At 39.7% G+C, this 19,370-nt stretch carries 21 protein-coding genes; 14 read left to right on the top strand and 7 right to left on the bottom strand.

What is annotated here, in order from left to right; all coding sequences use genetic code 11:
- Nucleotides 1-122 precede the first annotated feature (122 nt).
- Entirely contained in the window at nucleotides 123-518 is a 396-nt protein-coding gene (locus ACVHUV_RS13725) for a hypothetical protein (protein WP_462084970.1), read from the top strand.
- A 66-nt stretch (nucleotides 519-584) separates the two neighbouring features.
- Here the strand turns inward: ACVHUV_RS13725 and ACVHUV_RS13720 are convergent, their stop codons facing one another.
- The gene (locus tag ACVHUV_RS13720) at nucleotides 585-875 is read right to left on the bottom strand and encodes a DUF2653 family protein (RefSeq protein WP_371389621.1); all 291 of its coding nucleotides are present in this window, start codon (nucleotides 873-875) and stop codon (nucleotides 585-587) included.
- Entirely contained in the window at nucleotides 860-1,315 is a 456-nt protein-coding gene (locus ACVHUV_RS13715; protein ID WP_317946695.1) for a hypothetical protein, read from the bottom strand. The genes ACVHUV_RS13720 and ACVHUV_RS13715 overlap by 16 nt, the downstream gene beginning before the upstream one ends.
- 206 nt (nucleotides 1,316-1,521) lie before the next feature.
- Here ACVHUV_RS13715 and ACVHUV_RS13710 point away from each other — a divergent pair, with 206 nt between their 5' ends.
- Together ACVHUV_RS13710 and ACVHUV_RS13705 are read left to right on the top strand one after the other, a co-directional pair.
- Complete coding sequence (locus tag ACVHUV_RS13710; RefSeq protein WP_462084969.1) at nucleotides 1,522-2,142, top strand: DUF421 domain-containing protein; 621 nt, start codon at nucleotides 1,522-1,524, stop codon at nucleotides 2,140-2,142.
- A gap of 135 nt (nucleotides 2,143-2,277) precedes the next feature.
- Nucleotides 2,278-3,117 (top strand): alpha/beta fold hydrolase, encoded by an 840-nt coding sequence (locus tag ACVHUV_RS13705; protein WP_462084968.1) that lies wholly within the window; start codon nucleotides 2,278-2,280, stop codon nucleotides 3,115-3,117.
- Nucleotides 3,118-3,200: 83 nt separating this feature from the next.
- Here ACVHUV_RS13705 and glnA read toward each other — a convergent pair whose 3' ends face one another.
- A complete protein-coding gene (gene glnA, locus ACVHUV_RS13700; protein WP_462084967.1) occupies nucleotides 3,201-4,535 on the bottom strand; it encodes a type I glutamate--ammonia ligase in 1,335 nt (444 codons plus the stop codon).
- Between the two features lie 273 nt (nucleotides 4,536-4,808).
- Complete coding sequence (locus tag ACVHUV_RS13695) at nucleotides 4,809-4,964, bottom strand: DUF1540 domain-containing protein (RefSeq protein ID WP_317946703.1); 156 nt, start codon at nucleotides 4,962-4,964, stop codon at nucleotides 4,809-4,811.
- Between the two features lie 319 nt (nucleotides 4,965-5,283).
- On the opposite strand from ACVHUV_RS13695, the gene ACVHUV_RS13690 reads away from it, so the two are divergent.
- Entirely contained in the window at nucleotides 5,284-6,591 is a 1,308-nt protein-coding gene (locus ACVHUV_RS13690) for an alkaline phosphatase family protein (protein ID WP_462084966.1), read from the top strand.
- Nucleotides 6,592-6,633: 42 nt separating this feature from the next.
- Here the strand turns inward: ACVHUV_RS13690 and ACVHUV_RS13685 are convergent, their stop codons facing one another.
- Nucleotides 6,634-7,446 carry a S1C family serine protease gene (locus ACVHUV_RS13685; RefSeq protein WP_462084965.1) on the bottom strand — a complete coding sequence of 271 codons (813 nt, stop codon included), beginning with the start codon at nucleotides 7,444-7,446 and terminating at the stop codon, nucleotides 6,634-6,636.
- Nucleotides 7,447-7,590: 144 nt separating this feature from the next.
- Between ACVHUV_RS13685 and ACVHUV_RS13680 the strand changes: the two genes are divergently transcribed.
- Nucleotides 7,591-7,893, top strand: coding sequence for a YunC family protein (locus ACVHUV_RS13680; protein WP_462084964.1), 303 nt, complete (start codon nucleotides 7,591-7,593; stop codon nucleotides 7,891-7,893).
- Nucleotides 7,894-8,050: 157 nt separating this feature from the next.
- On the opposite strand, the gene ACVHUV_RS13675 is transcribed toward ACVHUV_RS13680, so the two are convergent.
- Complete coding sequence (locus ACVHUV_RS13675) at nucleotides 8,051-8,227, bottom strand: hypothetical protein (protein ID WP_462084963.1); 177 nt, start codon at nucleotides 8,225-8,227, stop codon at nucleotides 8,051-8,053.
- A 565-nt stretch (nucleotides 8,228-8,792) separates the two neighbouring features.
- On the opposite strand from ACVHUV_RS13675, the gene qoxA reads away from it, so the two are divergent.
- The 4 genes from qoxA to qoxD all read left to right on the top strand — a co-directional run bounded on the left by qoxA (nucleotide 8,793) and on the right by qoxD (nucleotide 12,657).
- On the top strand, nucleotides 8,793-9,677 hold the full coding sequence (gene qoxA, locus ACVHUV_RS13670) for a cytochrome aa3 quinol oxidase subunit II (protein ID WP_317946711.1): 885 nt from the start codon (nucleotides 8,793-8,795) through the stop codon (nucleotides 9,675-9,677).
- Nucleotides 9,678-9,832: 155 nt separating this feature from the next.
- On the top strand, nucleotides 9,833-11,791 hold the full coding sequence (gene qoxB, locus ACVHUV_RS13665) for a cytochrome aa3 quinol oxidase subunit I (RefSeq protein WP_371389630.1): 1,959 nt from the start codon (nucleotides 9,833-9,835) through the stop codon (nucleotides 11,789-11,791).
- Nucleotides 11,778-12,374: a cytochrome aa3 quinol oxidase subunit III gene (qoxC, locus tag ACVHUV_RS13660; protein ID WP_462084962.1), complete on the top strand. Its 597-nt coding sequence runs from the start codon at nucleotides 11,778-11,780 to the stop codon at nucleotides 12,372-12,374. The genes qoxB and qoxC overlap by 14 nt, the downstream gene beginning before the upstream one ends.
- A gap of 1 nt (nucleotide 12,375) precedes the next feature.
- A complete protein-coding gene (gene qoxD / locus ACVHUV_RS13655; protein ID WP_317946717.1) occupies nucleotides 12,376-12,657 on the top strand; it encodes a cytochrome aa3 quinol oxidase subunit IV in 282 nt (93 codons plus the stop codon).
- A gap of 91 nt (nucleotides 12,658-12,748) precedes the next feature.
- Here the strand turns inward: qoxD and ACVHUV_RS13650 are convergent, their stop codons facing one another.
- Entirely contained in the window at nucleotides 12,749-13,102 is a 354-nt protein-coding gene (locus ACVHUV_RS13650; RefSeq protein WP_462084961.1) for a DUF3899 domain-containing protein, read from the bottom strand.
- Nucleotides 13,103-13,358: 256 nt separating this feature from the next.
- Between ACVHUV_RS13650 and ACVHUV_RS13645 the strand changes: the two genes are divergently transcribed.
- From ACVHUV_RS13645 to oppF, 5 genes are all read left to right on the top strand, one after another.
- Nucleotides 13,359-15,071, top strand: a complete 1,713-nt coding sequence (locus ACVHUV_RS13645) for a peptide ABC transporter substrate-binding protein (RefSeq protein ID WP_462084960.1) — start codon at nucleotides 13,359-13,361, stop codon at nucleotides 15,069-15,071.
- 223 nt (nucleotides 15,072-15,294) lie between these two features.
- Entirely contained in the window at nucleotides 15,295-16,227 is a 933-nt protein-coding gene (gene opp3b, locus ACVHUV_RS13640) for an oligopeptide ABC transporter permease (RefSeq protein WP_317946723.1), read from the top strand.
- Nucleotides 16,227-17,246 (top strand): oligopeptide ABC transporter permease, encoded by a 1,020-nt coding sequence (gene opp3C, locus ACVHUV_RS13635; protein ID WP_462084959.1) that lies wholly within the window; start codon nucleotides 16,227-16,229, stop codon nucleotides 17,244-17,246. Before opp3b ends, opp3C begins: the two co-directional genes overlap by 1 nt.
- 16 nt (nucleotides 17,247-17,262) lie before the next feature.
- Nucleotides 17,263-18,327, top strand: a complete 1,065-nt coding sequence (locus tag ACVHUV_RS13630) for an ABC transporter ATP-binding protein (RefSeq protein ID WP_462084958.1) — start codon at nucleotides 17,263-17,265, stop codon at nucleotides 18,325-18,327.
- Entirely contained in the window at nucleotides 18,327-19,247 is a 921-nt protein-coding gene (oppF, locus tag ACVHUV_RS13625; RefSeq protein WP_317946729.1) for an oligopeptide ABC transporter ATP-binding protein OppF, read from the top strand. The genes ACVHUV_RS13630 and oppF overlap by 1 nt, the downstream gene beginning before the upstream one ends.
- The last annotated feature ends 123 nt before the right edge of the window (nucleotides 19,248-19,370 follow it).

The raw sequence follows: 19,370 nt of genomic DNA, 5'->3' as shown, positions 1-19,370 counted from the left end.
AAGAAGTCCCCCTCTTAACTTAGTTACTAGATTTGGAAAACGTTTACTGTTATCATTAGCGTACCTGAATAAATTTAGATAAGCAATTCTTTTTAGATAAATAGAGTGAGGGGGATTAGAAAGTGAAAAGGAAATATGAAAAAGTTGCACTAATACTCATTTTGGTGCTTCTGATTTCAATACCATTCATTTATAAAGTCGTGATTCAACCAAAAAACGCACTTGAAATGTATCAAATGGTGAAATTTGCGGAGGATTTCAACGAAGTAAGAGGGCATGTGCTAGAAGGATACGAAGGAAATGTATCGGAAGAGTTGTATAATGAGGTGAAAAATACAGATTTGTCTCCAGAGAAAGTTAGGCAATTCACAGTGTTTGAATATGAAAATGAAACGTATTTCATTGAAACATCTCCAGGTACAATGAAATTGAAGGTTTTAGGCTTGGATAGAGTTCCAGAAGAAGTACATGAGTATTTGAAAGATTTGAATGAGGAGATAGAAGTGATACATGAATAAGCAAAAATTCAACGAGTAAACGCTTGAAAATTGCAAAGCCCCCAATCGCATGGATTGGGGGACATTTTAATGAACAGCTGCAATAATTCCTTCTTCTCGATCTAATAGAAGGTTGATGCCTGCTGCGTAGGGGTCTTCATTCAATACGTGTTCAATCCAAAAACGAATCGCTTGGATCATATGAAAAGAGTTGAGAATGTGGACCTGGCCAGCAATATGCACTTCTGCTGAAAAGCCGTCTTCATCGTCATACATTAGTTCGACTTCAACCGTTTCGGGTTGTACGTTATGAGAGTGGCCTTGCTCCATGCAAATTGCATTTACGATATCTTGTTCAGAAATCATCTGGTTTGCCATGGATTCATATCCTCTTTTTGTTTTTTCTTCTCTTTAATCATTACAAAAATCTTGCGTACAATGCCGATGATCAGAACGATTGCCAATACATTGACCATCAATCCAAGAATGGAGCCTAACATTCCCATATTGGCAAACAAGCTACCAAACAAAAGTCCTGCAAGTCCACCGACAAACAACCCTTTCATAAGGCCACCTGAAAAGAAGCCGCCTTTTTTCGCCGTATTGCTCGTATTATTTGTGGATTTATTCAGTGAAGACGTATCTTCTTTTTTCTTGTCCACTTGTGGTTTGTTAAAGTTATTCGTCGTATTAAAGTTTTTCTTACCAGACTTGTAGCCTTTCGCTTCAACGGTTGAGACGTCGTCTGTAAAGATGATGTTGCCGATCGGTGACATGATGAGTGTTACAGCAAGTAGCGCCGATACTAGTTTTTTCAATTCATTTCCCTCCATCTGTTTGAGCATCTTTTTATTTTTGATGCCATACATTCATTATAAATGATTTGACGTCTAAACGGTAATCAGACGATTATTCGAGAAGAGATTGTTACATGCAATCGTCATGAAATCTTCACAATGACAAATTGTACATAATCATCTGCGCATTACACAGCCTAGTAGTAAACCTATTTGGCGGTGGTACAATGGATTTCAATGTAGTGTGGAAGTCGATACTTATTATCGTCTTTGGCATTCTGCTTATTCGTTTTTCAGGGAGACGCTCAATTTCACAAATGACCATTTCACAAACGGTGATCATGATTTCGATTGGGACGTTATTAATTCAACCTGTGAGCGAAAAAAATCTTTGGGTTACTTTTGTTATTGCGGGCATTTTGATAGGAACGTTACAGGTAATTGAATACATGCAAATGAAATGGGATGTTACGGAAACGTTTTTCACAGGTCGTTCTCAGCTTGTGATTGAAAATGGTGTCCTTCATGAAAAAAACCTTAAAAAGATGAAACTTACGGTTGATAAACTTGAGATGAGATTGCGTCAAAATGGAATTGAGAGAATTGAGGATGTCCAATGGGCAACAATCGAACCAAGCGGGCAATTAGGCTATACACTAAAAGAACATAAAAAATTCGCTACGAAAGAAGATATTGACCAGTTGCGTGCCATGTTAGACGTCCTATTACGCGATAGAATTGGAAAAGAATATGTAGCGCATCACCAAGACCAACTAAATGAGCAAGCAACGTTGTTTTCTGAAATTGAGCAAGGCCATCATCAGAATGAACCGGATCATTTAAAGTAGTACGTCACTTCGGCATTAACCTGTTTTATCCCAAACCTAATTGCTTCCTAAAGTCTTACTAATTCTTACTAGTTTTGTGAACGTTCTTCGATTACTATAAAAAGGGAAGGTATAATTTGGGTGGGGGGAAATGAAATGTGGAAACAACGATTGATTGACACAGAACGAGGAACCTTTGAAGTATTTGAAAAAGGGGAAGGGGAGCCGCTTGCGGTCACGCATTTATATAGCGAGTATGATGAGCGAGGAAATGCATTCGCGAATCCATTTACAGTACATTATCATGTCTATTTAATTAACCTAAGAGGCGCAGGACACTCTGTCGCTGCTGAAATGGATGCGCAATATAGTATGGAAGAGACGGTGTTAGACTTGGAAGCAATTCGTATTGCGCTAGGTCATAACAAATGGGGAATTGCGGGTCATTCAACCGGTGGAATGTTGGCATTGAAATATGCTGTTAACTATCCTGATTCCTTGACAAAAATCATTGCAGGTGGAGCTGCAGCAAGTATTGCATATAGTGCCGACCCGGGAAGTATTTACTGTCGTGAAAATCCTCACTTTCAGCGCATTATTGAAATCATGAATAGGCTAGATACACCTGATGTGCCACTTGAGGAAAGACAAGCGATAAGCAGGGAATGGAATTTGATGTCTTTTTATTCGGAAGAAAAAATGGAAGCAGCGTACAAAAAGCCGAACAGTGGTAAAACTGTTGGAGATCGACTCACTTACTTTAGGACGGTAGATTGTAAAACGTTTGACCTTCGTGAACAATTACCATCTGTTCAGCTTCCTGCCTTCATCTATTCGGGTCTTCATGATGCACAATGTCCACACAAATTTGGCATGGAAATCGCTAAGTTATTGCCAAATGCGCGGTTCATGTCTTTTGAAAAAAGTAACCACTATCCTTTTCTAGAAGAGGAAGAAGAATTTGAACGATTTGTAGAAAGGACCATTCATACATAATCATTTTAAAAAAGGTACTTTGACAGTGTGTTTGTCAAAGTACCTTTTGCATATGTGTTCTTTTTTGAGTTAAATTAATTCTATCAATAAATCTTCATATACCGTTCCAATTCCCATGAGTGAACGGTCGTTCGGAAACTTTCCCACTCGACTTTCTTTGCTTCATAGAAATTTGAATAGATATGGTTGCCAAGCGCCTCTTGTACGACTTTGTTTTCAGACAATGCGATTAAGGCATGATCCAAGTCTGTCGGTAATAGACCAATCCCGTTTTCAGCGATCTCAGCGGGTTTCATCTCATAAATATTTTGGTCAATCGGTTTAGGTGGCTCGAGCTTACGTTTAACCCCATCCAAGCCTGCTGCCAAAATAGTCGCCATTGCAAGATATGGATTTGCAGATGAGTCAACGGAACGGACTTCAATTCGTGTACTCATTCCGCGGGAAGCAGGTATACGGATGAGCGGGCTGCGGTTTTGAGCAGACCAAGCGACGTAACAAGGTGCTTCGTAACCTGGGACGAGTCGTTTGTAAGAGTTTACTGTCGGATTTGTAATGGCAGTAAATCCTTGTACGTGTTCCAACACACCCGCTAAAAATTGATAAGCGGTTTCACTTAGTTTTCTTTCCCCGTTTTCATCAAAAAATAGGTTTTCCTTGTCTTTAAACAGCGATACATTACAATGCATACCTGAACCACTCACGCCGAAAATTGGTTTAGGCATGAACGTTGCGTGCAATCCGTGTTTTCGTGCTATTGTTTTAACAACAAGTTTAAACGTTTGAATGTTATCACAAGCTGTTAACACATCCGCGTATTTAAAATCGATTTCATGTTGCCCTGGTGCACACTCATGATGAGAAGCTTCCACTTCAAAACCAAGCTCTTCTAATTCCAATACGATATCGCGTCTGCAATTCTCGCCTAAATCCAACGGTGCTAAGTCGAAATAGCCGCCATTATCATTTAATTCTAAAGTAGGTTGTTGATTGTCATCCAATTTAAATAAGAAGAACTCCGGTTCAGGCCCTAAATTGAATTCCGTAAAGCCAAGTTCTTTCATTTCATTAATTATTCTTTTTAGATTTCCTCTAGGATCCCCTGGAAATGGTGTGCCATCTGCGAGAGAGACATCGCATATTAACCGAGCAACTTTTCCTTTTCCCGATGGCCATGGGAACACCATCCATGTATTCAAGTCTGGAATTAAATACATATCGGACTCTTCAATACGCACAAATCCATCAATTGAAGAACCGTCAAACATCATTTTATTATCCAGCGCTTTTTCGAGTTGGCTGACTGGAATCTCCACGTTTTTTATCATCCCGAAAATATCGGTAAACTGCAGTCGAATGAAATTAACGTTTTCATCCTTTACAAATTTACGGATATCATCTTTACTAAAATTCCTCATCATACCACTCTCCTTTTTATAATTGTTAGAGCTTTCTCTAACATTTTACTATGATAAATCATAGAGAATACCATTTTCAAGTAGTAATTTCATTTAATTGAAAAAATCAATCCCCAATGCGTTGAATTTATGTAGTAGTGGGAGGACGATCAGTTTCTTTTGGAGTGTTAGGGGAGGAGTTCTCTTTAAACCACCCAAATTTATACGGTGATGAGGAAGTCACCGTATAAATTTCGAGTGCGTTTTCAGCAATCGTGGTGGATTTTGCGTGGCTTAGGCTTCAGGTTTGAAGGTTTTGCAATCTGTGTCTTCACTATCACTGGCCTCTGTACCTGTTTGGTTAACAACATAAATCACTTCAGCATGACACTTGTTTCCGCTGCCCCAATACGTACAATTGTTTACTTCACATAGTATACGTTGACTCAATTTGAATGCACCTCCTTTTAACGTAGCGTTCCACATTTCACTCCAAAAAAACCATTCGACTTTTAGGGAACGAAAAAGTATCTGTCCTGGCCGACTAGAAATTTTTGGAGCCGATAGTTAGCGGCAGAGTCAAGTAAATCGATCATCCAGGTTCAGATTAATACTTGAATGTTGATAAATTAAACGTGTACCATGAAGAGAAGAGAACGGATTTTTATTGAAAATGAGAAGTGGTTTATAAAAAAGAACGCTAGCATGTTGGACTAGATAAGTTTCAGCCAAGTTCATGATTTATTGTACGGAGGGAGGTAGAAGGAAAATGCAACGACTGACGGATCATTTAATCGTGTTGTCATTTGATTGTTTATCGTCAAAAGATATTCCACGCTTGCGAGAACTGCCGAATTTCAAACGTTTTTTAAACGGTGCTGCTGTTTGCGACGAAGTGAAAACCATCTATCCATCCACGACCTATCCATGTCATACGTCCATCATTACAGGAAATTATCCGACTAAACATGGCATTGTTAATAACACAAAACTTCAACCTGGTCGCCTTTCACCTGATTGGTATTGGAAAAGAAAAGAGATAAAAGGGACAACTTTGTACGATGAAGCGAAGAAACGAGGGATGAAGACAGGTGCATTGTTATGGCCTGTGACGGCGAGAGCGAATATTAACTACCATATTCCTGAAATTTTTGCGAACAGGAAATGGCATTCACAAACGGCTGTTTCGCTAGTAAACGGTAGTTTCTACTATACATTGGACATGAACTTTCGATTTGGACATTTGCGAAAAGGAATTCAGCAACCGTGGTTAGATGATTTTGTAACTGCTTCAACTGTTCACACGATTAAAACGAAGAAACCTGATTTATTGTTAGTTCACCTTGTAGATCTTGATGCGCAGAGACATCGTTATGGTTTTTCAGCTGAACAATCTTCTGAAGCGCTTGAGCGTCATGATAAAAGACTTGGTGCTATTTTAGACGCACTTGAAGAAGGCGAGATGATGGAGAGGTCTACAGTCATTGTACTTGGGGATCATAGTTCCCTTGATGTGTCACGGGTCATCAAATTGAATGTGCTTTTGAAGGAAAGTGGTTTCATTCAAGTGAATGACAAAGGGAAGATTTCTTCTTGGCAGGCATTTTGTAAAAGTAATGATGGGGCGGCATCGATTTATTTAAAAGACCCTTCGAATCTTCAAACGAAAGAGCGAATCAGTGCGTTGTTGCATTCGCTACGGATGAATCGAGAAAATGGAATTGAACGCATCTTATCAAGTGATGAGGCATTGGAAGTAGGAGCTGATAACGATGTTGCATTTATGCTGGAAGCACGTGAAGGGTTTTATTTCACGGAAGAGATAGATGGACCAGCAATCGTAGAAATTTCACAAGAAGATGTTGTTACAGGGACATATTGCAAAGCCGTCCATGGATATTCTCCTGACAAATTGAACTATAACACCGTTTTTATAGCCAAGGGAAAAGGAATAATGCCTAATGGCACAATTGAATCGATGAGCTTAGTAGATGAGGGGCCGACATTTGCAAAGTTGTTAGGGGTAGATTTAGGGAAGACAGATGGCCGCGTGTTGGATGAAATCATACAACCTTAAACGGTAAAACTCTGGTGACAGGTGACTGCCTATGCCAGAGTTTTAGTCATTTGTATATTGATAGTAAAGGTCAATCGGAATGAACAAACCGACTTTTCCGTGTTCCTCATGATCTAACGTAGCAAACACGATGCCAATTACTTCTCCTTCTTTATTGATCACCGGACTTCCACTATTCCCTCGATAGACGGGCGCTTCCATCATGTAAACTTCTTCAGTCCAATCGTCCAATTTAATGGGCTCGATAATGGATCCTTCATTGACGATCCCTTTAAAGCTTAACGGATTTCCTATAAACGTTACGTGATCTTCTTTGGATAGGTTACTTACTTGGGCCAGCGGTAAACTTGGCAAGTTTTCTCCATCGATCTGTAAGATTGCAAGATCAATTTCAGGAAAGTCGTCTAAGACCGTTGCTTCAAAACGGCCGGCTTCAGGAAACTTGACATAAATGGATCGGTTTCCTTCTATTACGTGTGAGTTCGTTAGGATTAATCCTTCATCATCAATTGAGAAGCCCGTTCCTTTCCCGTCTTCAGTGATCACAACAACGACGGCTTCCTTCATCTTGGAAACTGCTGGATCAGTAGACAGGGAAGCGGAAGTACGCAAAAATTCGATTGCTGGAATTGAAAAAACTTGAAACAAGCCTGCAAATGTACTGATTACCAATACACTGGATAATAACCAAATGAACCATTTCGGGACTTGCCTTTTAGGGGTTGGTTCTTTTTTTGCAAGTGCTTCACGTTGTGCTTCAAGGACGAGTTCATTGAATTCATCTTCTGTCAGTTCGCTTTCTTCAACAGATTCCGTCGATGTGTTAGGTGCCGTCACCTTTTCATCTTCTGACATCGATACATCACTTCCTACCAATTATGTGTCTAGTAGTAGTATAACAAAAAGTACAGGTAAAACGGGTAGTTGGGAAAAGAATCGTCTTGCAATGCACATTTCAAGAATCTTACCCATATGTATAAATGGAAAGGGGAGAGATGGATGGTAACGTTAACGCCGATTATTATTGAGGGACATCCGTTTACAGCGGTGACTGTTTCATTGCCAAAAACTACATTACTAACTGTTTCGAATGAAGTAGGCTATATTATGTGTGGTGCATTAGATGTCGGACTGTTAAATAATGTATTAGCCGATCGGAAAATTGTTTCAGGTAGAGCTGTTGGGGTTAAAACCATTGAACAACTCTTAAAAGCACCTTTAGAATCCGTTACCTATGAAGCGGAGGAACTTGGTATTCATAAAGGGATGATTGGTGAAGAAGCGCTGCTAAAAATGGTTTAAGCGAAAAACCTTAACAGAGTAGTGTTTCATATGAAGCCTTTCTATGCGAGGGGAATATGGATAATCTGAACGCCGTTAAAACCTAATAACAACTTGAAAAACCCGTATTGCCATAGAAATTGGCGATACGGGTTTTTTAGATTTATAGAGGCGTTTGTTATTTTTTCGGTTTTGTTTGCTTTTGGGGAGTTGGATTGAAATCGTTTTGCGTTTCAATGCTGCCAAAGAACTCTTCGCCGAATTCAGTGCGATTATTTCTATGACGATTTTGATTCGTTTGGCGGTTGTTTTGCTTTTGACGGTTTTGCTGCTCTTGGTTTTTCTCTTCGCGCATGGATATGTTCACTCCTTCTTATGTTGTTAGGTGAATTTCTGCTTCCCTACAGCCATTAGGATGTCCTCGAACCGAAAAACTATCCCGTAGGTAAGCGATAGTAAAAGATGACAGGTGTAAGAGTTTAACACAGTAAGTATTTGAACCTTAATAGTTCAACTGGGTGTGTGCTACATACGTAAGCACAAACGATTCCTTAATGATAAATGCTATGAAATCGAGAAAAAGCAACTTTTCGGATTCCAATATTATTTTCGCAATAGTTTATTGCTTGGTTAATGACTTGAATAGTAGGGTAAATGAAGTTTTATTTAAGAAATTTGATAATCGTAATATTGTATATTAGTCAATATATTTGATTATAAAAGAAAGGTAAAAATGTGTCATATGAACGTTTTGTGTCGTAATTATGCTTATAATGGTGAAGGTTTTGTGACGAGCGCTCCAGATAATTGTTTTTAGCATTTTAATATAATAATATGTAACCTGTGTTATGGTAATTGCCATATAAAATACAAGACATTATTCTTGTAAAACTTATAAAACAATAGAAAGGGGTACACTAATGAAATTGAAATGGACTTTTTTAGGTTTGATAGTTGGTTTACTAGCTGTTTTAACAGGTTGTGAGCCAGTAATGGTTTTAGATCCGAAGGGACCGCAAGCCGACACAATTGCAAATGTTATTTGGATATCGATCGCGACAATGGCGATTGTTGTAATTGTTGTGTTCGCAATGTTGGTGTACATCTTAGTGAAATACCGTGCATCGAAACAGAGTGACGATTATGAACCGCCTCATATCGAAGGGAATCCGATTGTAGAAGGGTTGATTGTCGGTATTCCGATTATCATCATTATTTTCCTTTCAATTGTTACGGTTAAATCGACATATGAAGTTGAAGCGACACCGAAAGGGTACGAAGACCAAGAACCTCTAGTTGTATATGCTTCCTCTTCTGATTGGAAATGGCATTTTAGCTATCCAGAGGAAAATATTGAAACAGTAAACTATTTATACATCCCGACTGACCGTCCGTTAGAATTTAGACTTTACTCATTTGGACCGATTACAAGTTTCTGGATTCCGCAATTAGGTGGACAAAAATATGCGATGTCAGACATGGTAACCACATTACATTTAGCAGCAGAAGTGCCTGGTGAATACATGGGAAGAAACTCAAACTTCAGCGGAAAAGGGTTTGCGGAAAATATTTTTGATGTTGAAGCGATGTCTCCGAAAGAATTTGACGAATGGGTCGAAGAAGTGAAAACAACAGCTGAACCGATCACTGAAGAGAAATTTGAAGAATTATTAGAGCCTGGACATCTTGGTCGAATGACGTTCAGTGGAACGCACTTGGAGTTCTCTCCTGCTCCTGAAGGTCATCACGGACATGGCCATGAAGAGAAGGCTTCTGATGAAGAAAGCCATACACATCACGAATAATTCTTTTCCATCTCGTAAGGATGGTTGGAAAAGTGCTTATGTATGTAAACGCAGTGCTTCAATTCTTTAAAAAACAGACTCTTTGTGGAGTTTAAGAATGATAAGTAGATGCCACTAAAATTACGCAACATCTAACTGAAAGGAGTTCTATTCGTATGGATTACTTTGATCGATTTGCCATACCTCATCCAAGTCCAGCGATTTATGCATCCATGGTGGCCATTGGTCTAACGGTGATCGCAATTCTCGTCGGGTTAACCTATTTTAAAAAATGGGGGTATTTATGGCGAGAGTGGTTGACGACAGTTGACCATAAAAAAATTGGTATCATGTACCTTCTTGCTGCCTTGCTTATGTTGTTCCGAGGTGGGGTAGATGCGCTGATGATGCGTGCACAAACAGCCGTACCTGAAAACACGCTATTGGATGCGCAGCATTATAATGAAGTTTTTACTACGCATGGAGTTGTCATGATCATCTTCATGGCTATGCCGTTCATCTATGCATTGATGAACTTTGTTGTACCGTTACAAATTGGTGCACGAGACGTTGCATTTCCACGTTTGAATGCACTTAGCTTTTGGTTGTTCTTTATGGGTGCGATGCTCTTTAACATTTCATTCGTTATTGGTGGATCACCTGATGCTGGTTGGACGTCGTACTTCCCGCTAGCAGGAAATGATTTCAGCCAATCTGTTGGAACAAACTACTATCTATTATCGATCCAAATTGCTGGTATCGGTACATTGATTTCTGGGATTAACTTCATGGCGACAATTTGGAGCATGCGAGCACCAGGTATGAAGCTAATGAAGATGCCAATGTTCACATGGACGGCTCTTATTACGAATGCGATCGTTGTATTTGCTTTCCCAGTCTTAACGGTAACATTGTTGTTAGGAACAATGGATCGACTATTTGGTACGCACATCTTCTCGATGACTAACGGCGGAATGGACATGCTCTGGGCTAATTTGTTCTGGGTTTGGGGTCATCCTGAAGTATATATCCTTATCTTACCGGCATTCGGTATATATAGTGAGATCATTTCAACGTTCTCAAGCCGTAACCTTTACGGGTATAAGTCAATGGTTGTTTCAATCGTTGTCATATCGTTCATGTCGTTCTTAGTTTGGATGCACCATTTCTTTACAATGGGGCAAGGGCCGCTATCAAACAGTATTTTCTCAATTACAACAATGGCCATTGCAATTCCTACAGGTATTAAGATCTTTAACTGGTTACTCACAATGCGAAAAGGGAAGATTCGTTTTACTGTACCGATGCTTTATGCAGTTGGATTTATTCCGATTTTCGTAATTGGTGGGGTAACTGGTGTTATGTTAGGGATGGCAAGTGCCGATTATCAATACCATAATACGATGTTCTTAGTGGCGCATTTCCACTATACGATTATTCCAGGCGTAGTCTTTGCGATGCTTGCAGGACTAACGTATTGGTGGCCAAAAATGTTCGGTTATATGCTTAGTGAGAAAATCGGTAAATGGTCGTTCTGGCTCATTGCGATTGGCTTTAACGTAACATTCTTCCCGATGTTCTTCACTGGATTAGACGGACAAGCACGTCGTATGTATACGTACTCTGAAGCATCTGGTTTTGGTCCGCTCAACTTGCTTTCGTTTGCAGGTGCGGTCGTGTTGGCAATCGGTTTTGCAACGCTTGTCTACAATGTGTATTACAGCACACGTTACGCTTCACGTAATATCAGTTCTGATCCTTGGGACGCTCGTACACTTGAATGGGCGACACATAGTCCTGTTCCGCATTATAACTTTGCGAAAACACCAGAAGTGGATTCAATTGAAGCGTTTTGGGATCACAAGAAAAGCGGAAAATCTTTGTTTAAAGACAAAATCGAGAAAATCCATATGCCAAATAGTAGCGGTATGCCGTTTATTATTAGCAGCATCTTCTTTGTGTGGGGATTCTCATTCGTCTTTAGTATGTGGATTCCGTTAATTATTACAACCATTGCGATTTTTGCATGTCTAGCGCACCGTTCGTTCGAAAAAGACGACGGGTACTATATTTCTGTAGAAGAAATAGAAGAAACAGAAAAAAATAGCGAGGTGTTAGTTGATGAAAGTAGATAATTCACTTCCGCTTGAATATAGCACTGGGCAAAATAAGCTAAACATTTTAGGTTTTTGGATTTTCCTTGCTGCTGAAGTTATGCTTTTTGCTACGTTATTTGCGACGTATTTTACACTCGAGCATCGTACAGGTAATGGACCAGCGGGTGCAGAGATTTTTGAACTCACGCCCGTATTGATCGAGACGATTTTGCTCTTAACGAGTAGTTTTACCATCGGTCTAGGCGTGCATGCAATGCGTATCGGAAATAAGAAAGCGATGATGTCTTTCTTTGTAGTCACGTTATTACTCGGACTTGCATTCTTAGGTGTGGAGATTTATGAATTCACACATTACACGCATATTGGAGCTGGCCTTCAAGTGAGTGCGTTCACTGGTATTCTGTTAACAACGTTAGGGACACATGGAGCGCACGTTACGCTTGGTCTGTTCTGGGGCTTGTTCATCATTATGCAAGTGAAGAAGCAAGGATTGACGCCTAAAACGGCGAACAAAGCCTTCATCTTCTCCTTGTACTGGCATTTCTTAGATGTTGTCTGGATTTTCATTTTCAGCTTCATCTATCTGAAAGGAATGATGTGATATGAGCGAATTATTCCCGCGTAAACAAGTAATGGGCTTTGTCTTTTCGCTAGTATTAACTGCAGCTGCACTGACAGTTTACTTCTTTGACTTTTCTTTTGCTGTCGGAATGACTGTCCTTCTAGTCACTGCATTCGTACAAGCCGGCGTACAACTCGTCGTCTTCATGCATGCAGGCGAGACGGAGGATAAACATGCGATTTACATGAACATCTATTATGCAGTTGCGATTGCCCTTGTAACGATCTTAGGTACATTACTCATCTTAGTGTGGGATATGTAATCGTATAGAGGGTAGGGAGCGGATAGAAGCTTCCTAAGAAATGTTGAAAGGGCTGGAAATTAACAATTTCCAGCCCTTTCACTATACATATTTAGTGGTTTCCGAATGAATAGAAAAACAAAGCGATGAGCATCAAAACGATAATGGGAATGCCAACTTGAAAGAAATAGGCAGCTTTCACTGTGACAACCTCTGATGGAGCGCGCATCGTCTTTAACTCATCTTGAACTTCTTTTCGATACAACACTTTCTTCATACTAGTTGTAAAGAAATCGAAAAATCCTGATTGTAACACTAACACAAGAATGCCGATACATAGGAACAACAATCCTATTGTAAATGAAATATTAATGTAATGGAGAATTGTAATTCTACTGTAGAAGATTAGTGAAAGTAACAAAATTGATAATTGTATTACAATAACATTTATTGCGATTCTCTTCATAATTTAGCCTCTTTCTGTTTTGCTTTTATTATACATTATTATTGTATATTGTAGCATATTGAATTTATAATACCTAGCAACAAAACCTTTGTTTTCAAAGCTTTATTCATATTTATCCTAAATTGTTTGATAAAACATTCTTTTATAATTATATTGTTTCAGAAAAAAAGCATAAAAAATACTTTGACTTCATACATTTTGGTTGTATAATAAAAAGTGATAATTCTTCAGACAATTTCAAAAGGAGGTCAATGCGATGAAAAGAAACAAAATGTTATTGCTATTAGCATTATCATTCGTACTAAGTGTCATTCTTGCGGCATGTGGTTCTGATGATAAAGCGAAAGACAATGCTTCATCTGGCGCAGATGATAACAAAAACACAGAACAAGACACAAAAAGTGAGCCGGACGCAGAGCAAGTTTTAAACTTGATGGAGTCTGCTGCAATCCCTTCTGTTGACTCTGCAATCGTAGAAGACGCAGTAGGATTTAACGTATTGAATAACGTTAACGAAGGTTTATATCGATTGAATTTAGAGAATGTTGCTGAACCAGCGATGGCTGCTGAAGAGGCAGTAGTTAGTGAAGATGGTTTAACGTACACATTCAAAATCCGCGATGCAAAATGGTCGGATGGAACACCTGTAACTGCACATGATTTCGTTTTTGCATGGCAACGTGCAATTGATCCAGCTACAGGGTCACCATATGGTCCATTCATGATGTCTGGAGTTATCAAAAATGCAACTGCAATTAGTGAAGGAACAATGGACAAGTCAGAACTTGGTGTAGTAGCCGAAGACGACAAAACATTAGTCGTAACACTTGAACGTCCTGTACCATACTTTTTATCTTTAATGTCATTCGGAACTTTCTATCCACAGAAGGAAGAGTTCGTAACAGCTAAAGGTGATGCGTATGCGACAAACTCTGACAGCTTGCTTTACAACGGTCCTTTCGTTCTTACTGAATGGGATGGTACTGGCGATAGCTGGGTGTACAAAAAGAATGAACACTACTGGGATGCTGAGAACGTTACACTTGAAACAATTAATGTAAACGTTGTCAAAGACTCTGCTACAGCAGTGAAGCTTTACAACGATGGTAAGAAAGATCGTGCTGGCGTATCAGGCGACTTAGCGTTGCAATATGCAAACCACGAGGAAGCTGTATTACAACCGGACACTGGCGTGTTCTACTTCAAGTTTAACCAAGAGCGTGACGGCAAAGAGACGCCTCTTGCGAACGTAAATATCCGTAAAGCAATTGCGAAAGCCTTCCAAAAAGAAGACTTAGCAGATGTAGTACTTGCAAACGGATCAATGGCTGCAAACTACTTCGTACCGAAAAACTTCGCATACGATGAAAGCGGAAAAGATTTCCGTGAATTGAGTGGCGATCACCTTGTCTACGATGTAGAAGAAGCAAAAAGCTACTGGAAAAAAGGCTTAGAAGAACTAGGTGTTTCTGAATTAGAATTAGAAATTCTTGGCGGAGATACTGAACTATCTAAGAAAATGGATGAATACTTCAAAGCGCAACTAGAGAAAAATCTTGAAGGTTTAAAAATCACACTTAAAGAAGTACCATTCAGTGTTCGTTTAGAACTTGATACAAACCAAGATTACGACATTCAAGTTTCAGGTTGGAGCCCTGACTTCCAGGATCCGATTTCATTTTTAGACTTGTTCGTAACGGATAGCACAAACAACTTAATGTCATTCTCTAATGCAGAATACGATGAGTTGATTGCAGCGTCGAAAGAAGAACTTGCTTTAGATCCAAAAGCTCGTTTTGAAGCGTTTGCAAAAGCTGAGAAAATCTTATTGGAAGAAGAAGCAGCAATTGCTCCGATTTTCCAACGTGGATTAATCCAACTTGAAAAACCTTACTTCAAAGATCTAGGGATTCACCCATTCGGAGCTGACTATAGCTACAAGTGGGCATATATTTCCGGTAAAGAATAAGGAAACTATTTGTTGAACTAAATAGGAGAGAGTATATGTATGGGCAACCTCGTATACTCTCTTTTTAGTAAAAGGGAATTGATTGAAAGTAAATAAGTAAATGACTTATGAAAATACATCGTTTTTTTCGATTGTAGATAAATGAAGTTTAAATAACTCGATCTGTGCAAAGTAGTAAATCAACTCACAAGTATATGTATAAAAACTATTTTGGAGGTGCACTGTGCTTAAGTATATTGGAAAGCGACTCATTTATATGTTTCTCACGTTATTCCTCATTGCGACTACGACATTTTTCTTAATGCAAACGCTACCAGGCTCACCAATCGCCTCTTACAGCAAGCTGAATGAACAACAACGGGAGATCGTTGAGAAAAAGTATGGAATTGATAAACCGAAGCCTGTTCAGTATGCAATCTATATGAAAAACCTTGCAAAAGGGGATCTTGGCACGTCATTTGTATTTAAAGGCAAAAGTGTAAACGAACTTTTAGCAGCTCGTGTGAAACCATCATTTATTCTTGGTGCACAAGCGATGGTCTTTGGAACGTTAGCGGGAATTTTATTGGGGATGATCGCTGCACTTAGACAAAACACATTTTGGGATTATGGAAGTACGTTTTTGGCGATTCTAGGAATCTCCATTCCGTCATTCGTATTTGCATCACTTCTTCAATATTGGGTTGCATCTGAATGGCATTTACTACCTGTAGGACTTTGGGAAGATGGATGGAAGTCGAGTATTTTACCGTCAATTGCATTGGCAATGGGGCCGTTAGCTTTGTCGGCACGTTTCATTCGAACGGAAATGATTGAAGTATTAAGTTCTGACTATATTACATTAGCAAAAGCGAAAGGTGCGAACGGTTTTGAAATTGCTTTCAAACATGCTTTCCGTAACGCGCTCATTCCGCTTGTTACGGTTTTAGGGCCAGTAGCAGCTGGATTAGTAACCGGTTCGTTAGTTGTTGAACAGATTTTCGCGATTCCTGGTATCGGAGAACAATTCGTTTCATCTATTATGACGAATGATTTTGCGACAATCATGGGAACAACACTGTTCTTCTCAGCATTACTGATTTTCATCATTTTCATTGTAGATATTCTTTACGGAATCATCGATCCACGAATCCGTTTGTCTGGAGGTAAAGGGTAATGAAAAAAGAACTACAACAATTACCGCCGGAAAAGTTTGAAAGAATTACAATTGACAGCGATTCAGCTGAGCGCATTGCAAAACCTAGTCTAAGCTTTTGGCAAGATGCTTGGTTGCGTTTGCGTAAAAACAAAGGGGCTGTCGTCAGTATCTTTGTTTTAATTTTACTCATTGCCATGGCATTTGTTGGTCCGTTAATGAGCGGACATGAAGGGGACGCACAAAATCTTCGACATGCGAACTTGCCACCGAAAATTCCTGGTATCGAGCATCTCGGAATTTTTGACGGACATGGGAAACTTGGTCAAGAAACAGTCGATCTTTATGAACTGAAAAAAGTGGACGAGTACTATTGGTTCGGTACAGATGGACTTGGTCGTGACTTGTTTACGCGTCTGTGGGAAGGTACGCAAATTTCCTTGCTCATCGCTTTTGTCGCTGCATTGATTGATATGGTCATTGGTGTGGCTTATGGTGGGATTTCCGGTTATTTTGGTGGACGTGTAGACGACGTGATGCAGCGAATCGTTGAAATCCTGATTGGTATTCCAACGCTAATTGTCGTAATCTTAATGATTTTAATCATGGATCCGGGAATTCTTGCGATTATTATCGCCATATCGATAACAGGCTGGATCGGCATGTCACGTATCGTCCGTGCGCAAATCCTTAAGTATAAAGGACAGGAATTTGTCCTCGCTTCGAGAACATTAGGAGCAAGTGATGGACGAATTATTACTAAGCATTTATTGCCAAATATCCTTGGGATTGTCATCATTAACACGATGTTCACGATACCGAGCGCGATTTTCTTTGAAGCATTTCTAAGTTTCATCGGCATTGGGTTAGTACCTCCTGATGCATCATTAGGGACGTTAATTAACGACGGATATAAAGTGATGGAATTCCAACCGTATGTACTATTATTTCCATCGTTAGTTATTAGTATTTTAATGATTGCGTTCAACTTAATTGGTGATGGATTACGAGATGCACTTGATCCAAAAATGAAAGATTGATTGGAGGAAAGCCGAGATGAAAACGATATTACAAGTAAAAGACTTGGAGCTTTCCTTCCATACGTTTGCAGGTGAAGTGAAAGCGATTCGAGGAGTCAACTTCGAATTGAAAAAAGGGGAAACGTTAGCGATTGTAGGGGAGTCTGGATCGGGTAAATCCGTTACGACGAAATCTATTATGCGGCTGTTACCTGAAAGTAGCTCTGAATTTAAAAATGGTGAAATCTTGTTTGACGGCAAAGATTTGACGAAGTTGTCAGAGAAAGAAATGCAAAAAATCCGTGGAAAAGACATTTCGATGATTTTCCAAGACCCAATGACCTCCTTGAACCCGACAATGACAATCGGTAAACAAGTGATGGAACCGATATTAAAGCACCAAAAATTGAGCAAAGTAAAAGCGAAAGAAGTTGTCATCGATTTGCTTCGAATGGTGGGACTTCCTAATCCGGAAGAACGATTCAAAATGTATCCTCACCAATTTTCCGGCGGTCAAAGACAACGGATCGTCATTGCAATTGCACTTGCTTGTAACCCGAAAGTGCTTATTGCGGATGAACCGACGACGGCTTTGGACGTAACAATCCAAGCGCAAATTTTGGAATTAATGAAAGACATTCAAAACAAAGTCGACACGTCCATCATTTTCATTACACATGATTTAGGTGTCGTGGCGAACGTTGCGGATCGTGTAGCGGTTATGTATGGTGGGAAAATTGTTGAAGTCGGTACGGTGGATGAGATATTTTATAATCCTCAGCATCCTTATACGTGGGGATTGCTCAGTTCCATGCCTTCACTTGAATTATCTGAAGAGAAATTGTATGCCATTCCAGGTACACCGCCTGATTTGCTGAACCCGCCAGTAGGGGATGCATTTGCTTTAAGAAGCGAATATGCGTTGCAAATCGATTTAGAAGAAGCGCCACCATTCTTTAAAGTGAGTGACACGCATTATGCGGCAACGTGGTTGTTGCATCCAAATGCACCTGAAGTGGATCCACCAGCAACGATTATTGAGCGTATGAAAACGTTCAAGGGAAGCAAGTATTACAAACAAGCGCATGGAGGTGAGGCATAATGACAGAAAAACTGCTCGAAGTGAAAAACTTGAAACAGTATTTTAACGTAGGGAAGCCTTCTGAAGTGCGTGCGATTGATGGCATCAGTTTTGATATTCGTCGTGGGGAAACATTCGGTTTAGTAGGGGAGTCCGGTTGTGGTAAGTCGACAACTGGAAGAACGATTATTCGACTGTACGATGCAACAGATGGAGAAGTTCTCTATGACGGAGTAAGCGTTCATGGCAATAAATCTAAAGCAGAAGTAAAATCCTTGAATCAAAAAATGCAAATGATTTTCCAAGATCCGTATGCATCCTTGAATCCGCGTATGAAGGTACTCGATATTATCGCAGAAGGCCTGGACGTTCATGGTCTTGTGAAAAATGCGAAAGAACGGAAACAGAAAGTCGTTGAACTATTGGAAACGGTCGGTCTGAATAAGGAACACGCAGACCGCTATCCACATGAATTCTCTGGTGGACAACGTCAGCGGATTGGGATTGCGAGAGCACTTGCTGTAAATCCTGAATTCATTATTGCCGACGAACCGATTTCAGCACTCGATGTGTCGATTCAAGCACAAGTCGTCAACTTGTTAAAAGACTTGCAAAAAGAAAAAGGGTTAACGTATTTATTCATCGCGCATGATTTGTCGATGGTAAAATACATTTCCGATCGAATCGGTGTTATGTATTTCGGAAAGTTAGTCGAAATGGCACCTGCTGAAGAGTTGTATAAAAACCCAAGGCACCCTTATACGCAGTCATTGTTGTCGGCGATTCCGCTACCGGATCCGAACTACGAGCGGACACGCGTGAGAAAATCGTACAATCCGGCAGACCATCAATACGGTCCAAATGAAAATGTACAATTTAGGGAAGTTGCACCCGAGCATTTTGTATTATGTTCGGATAAAGAATTTGCTGCGATGCAATAAATTGTGCATGTTGAAAAGTAGACAATGTAAAACCAAGTATTCCGATAAAAGGGGTGCTTGGTTTTTGTCGTTTACAGTCGGAAAATATAGCGCTTTACTATAATCAGATAATTGTATATTATC

It is taken from the genome of Sporosarcina saromensis, from assembly GCF_054901285.1.
Note: the sequence above shows the minus strand (reverse complement) of the source record. Positions and strands in the feature narration are given on the sequence as shown.

What these genes read in the sequence shown, in the direction of transcription:
- ACVHUV_RS13645 (WP_462084960.1), top strand. Translation starts at nt 13,359, where the DNA reads ATGAAAAGAAACAAAATGTTATTGCTATTAGCATTATCATTCGTACTA.
- ACVHUV_RS13720 (WP_371389621.1), bottom strand. Translation starts at nt 875, where the DNA reads ATGGCAAACCAGATGATTTCTGAACAAGATATCGTAAATGCAATTTGC.
- ACVHUV_RS13680 (WP_462084964.1), top strand. Translation starts at nt 7,591, where the DNA reads ATGGTAACGTTAACGCCGATTATTATTGAGGGACATCCGTTTACAGCG.
- ACVHUV_RS13705 (WP_462084968.1), top strand. Translation starts at nt 2,278, where the DNA reads ATGTGGAAACAACGATTGATTGACACAGAACGAGGAACCTTTGAAGTA.
- qoxB (WP_371389630.1), top strand. Translation starts at nt 9,833, where the DNA reads ATGGATTACTTTGATCGATTTGCCATACCTCATCCAAGTCCAGCGATT.
- oppF (WP_317946729.1), top strand. Translation starts at nt 18,327, where the DNA reads ATGACAGAAAAACTGCTCGAAGTGAAAAACTTGAAACAGTATTTTAAC.
- ACVHUV_RS13685 (WP_462084965.1), bottom strand. Translation starts at nt 7,446, where the DNA reads ATGTCAGAAGATGAAAAGGTGACGGCACCTAACACATCGACGGAATCT.
- ACVHUV_RS13630 (WP_462084958.1), top strand. Translation starts at nt 17,263, where the DNA reads ATGAAAACGATATTACAAGTAAAAGACTTGGAGCTTTCCTTCCATACG.
- glnA (WP_462084967.1), bottom strand. Translation starts at nt 4,535, where the DNA reads ATGAGGAATTTTAGTAAAGATGATATCCGTAAATTTGTAAAGGATGAA.
- qoxA (WP_317946711.1), top strand. Translation starts at nt 8,793, where the DNA reads ATGAAATTGAAATGGACTTTTTTAGGTTTGATAGTTGGTTTACTAGCT.
- opp3C (WP_462084959.1), top strand. Translation starts at nt 16,227, where the DNA reads ATGAAAAAAGAACTACAACAATTACCGCCGGAAAAGTTTGAAAGAATT.
- ACVHUV_RS13650 (WP_462084961.1), bottom strand. Translation starts at nt 13,102, where the DNA reads ATGAAGAGAATCGCAATAAATGTTATTGTAATACAATTATCAATTTTG.
- ACVHUV_RS13690 (WP_462084966.1), top strand. Translation starts at nt 5,284, where the DNA reads ATGCAACGACTGACGGATCATTTAATCGTGTTGTCATTTGATTGTTTA.
- ACVHUV_RS13675 (WP_462084963.1), bottom strand. Translation starts at nt 8,227, where the DNA reads ATGCGCGAAGAGAAAAACCAAGAGCAGCAAAACCGTCAAAAGCAAAAC.
- ACVHUV_RS13710 (WP_462084969.1), top strand. Translation starts at nt 1,522, where the DNA reads ATGGATTTCAATGTAGTGTGGAAGTCGATACTTATTATCGTCTTTGGC.
- qoxD (WP_317946717.1), top strand. Translation starts at nt 12,376, where the DNA reads ATGAGCGAATTATTCCCGCGTAAACAAGTAATGGGCTTTGTCTTTTCG.
- qoxC (WP_462084962.1), top strand. Translation starts at nt 11,778, where the DNA reads ATGAAAGTAGATAATTCACTTCCGCTTGAATATAGCACTGGGCAAAAT.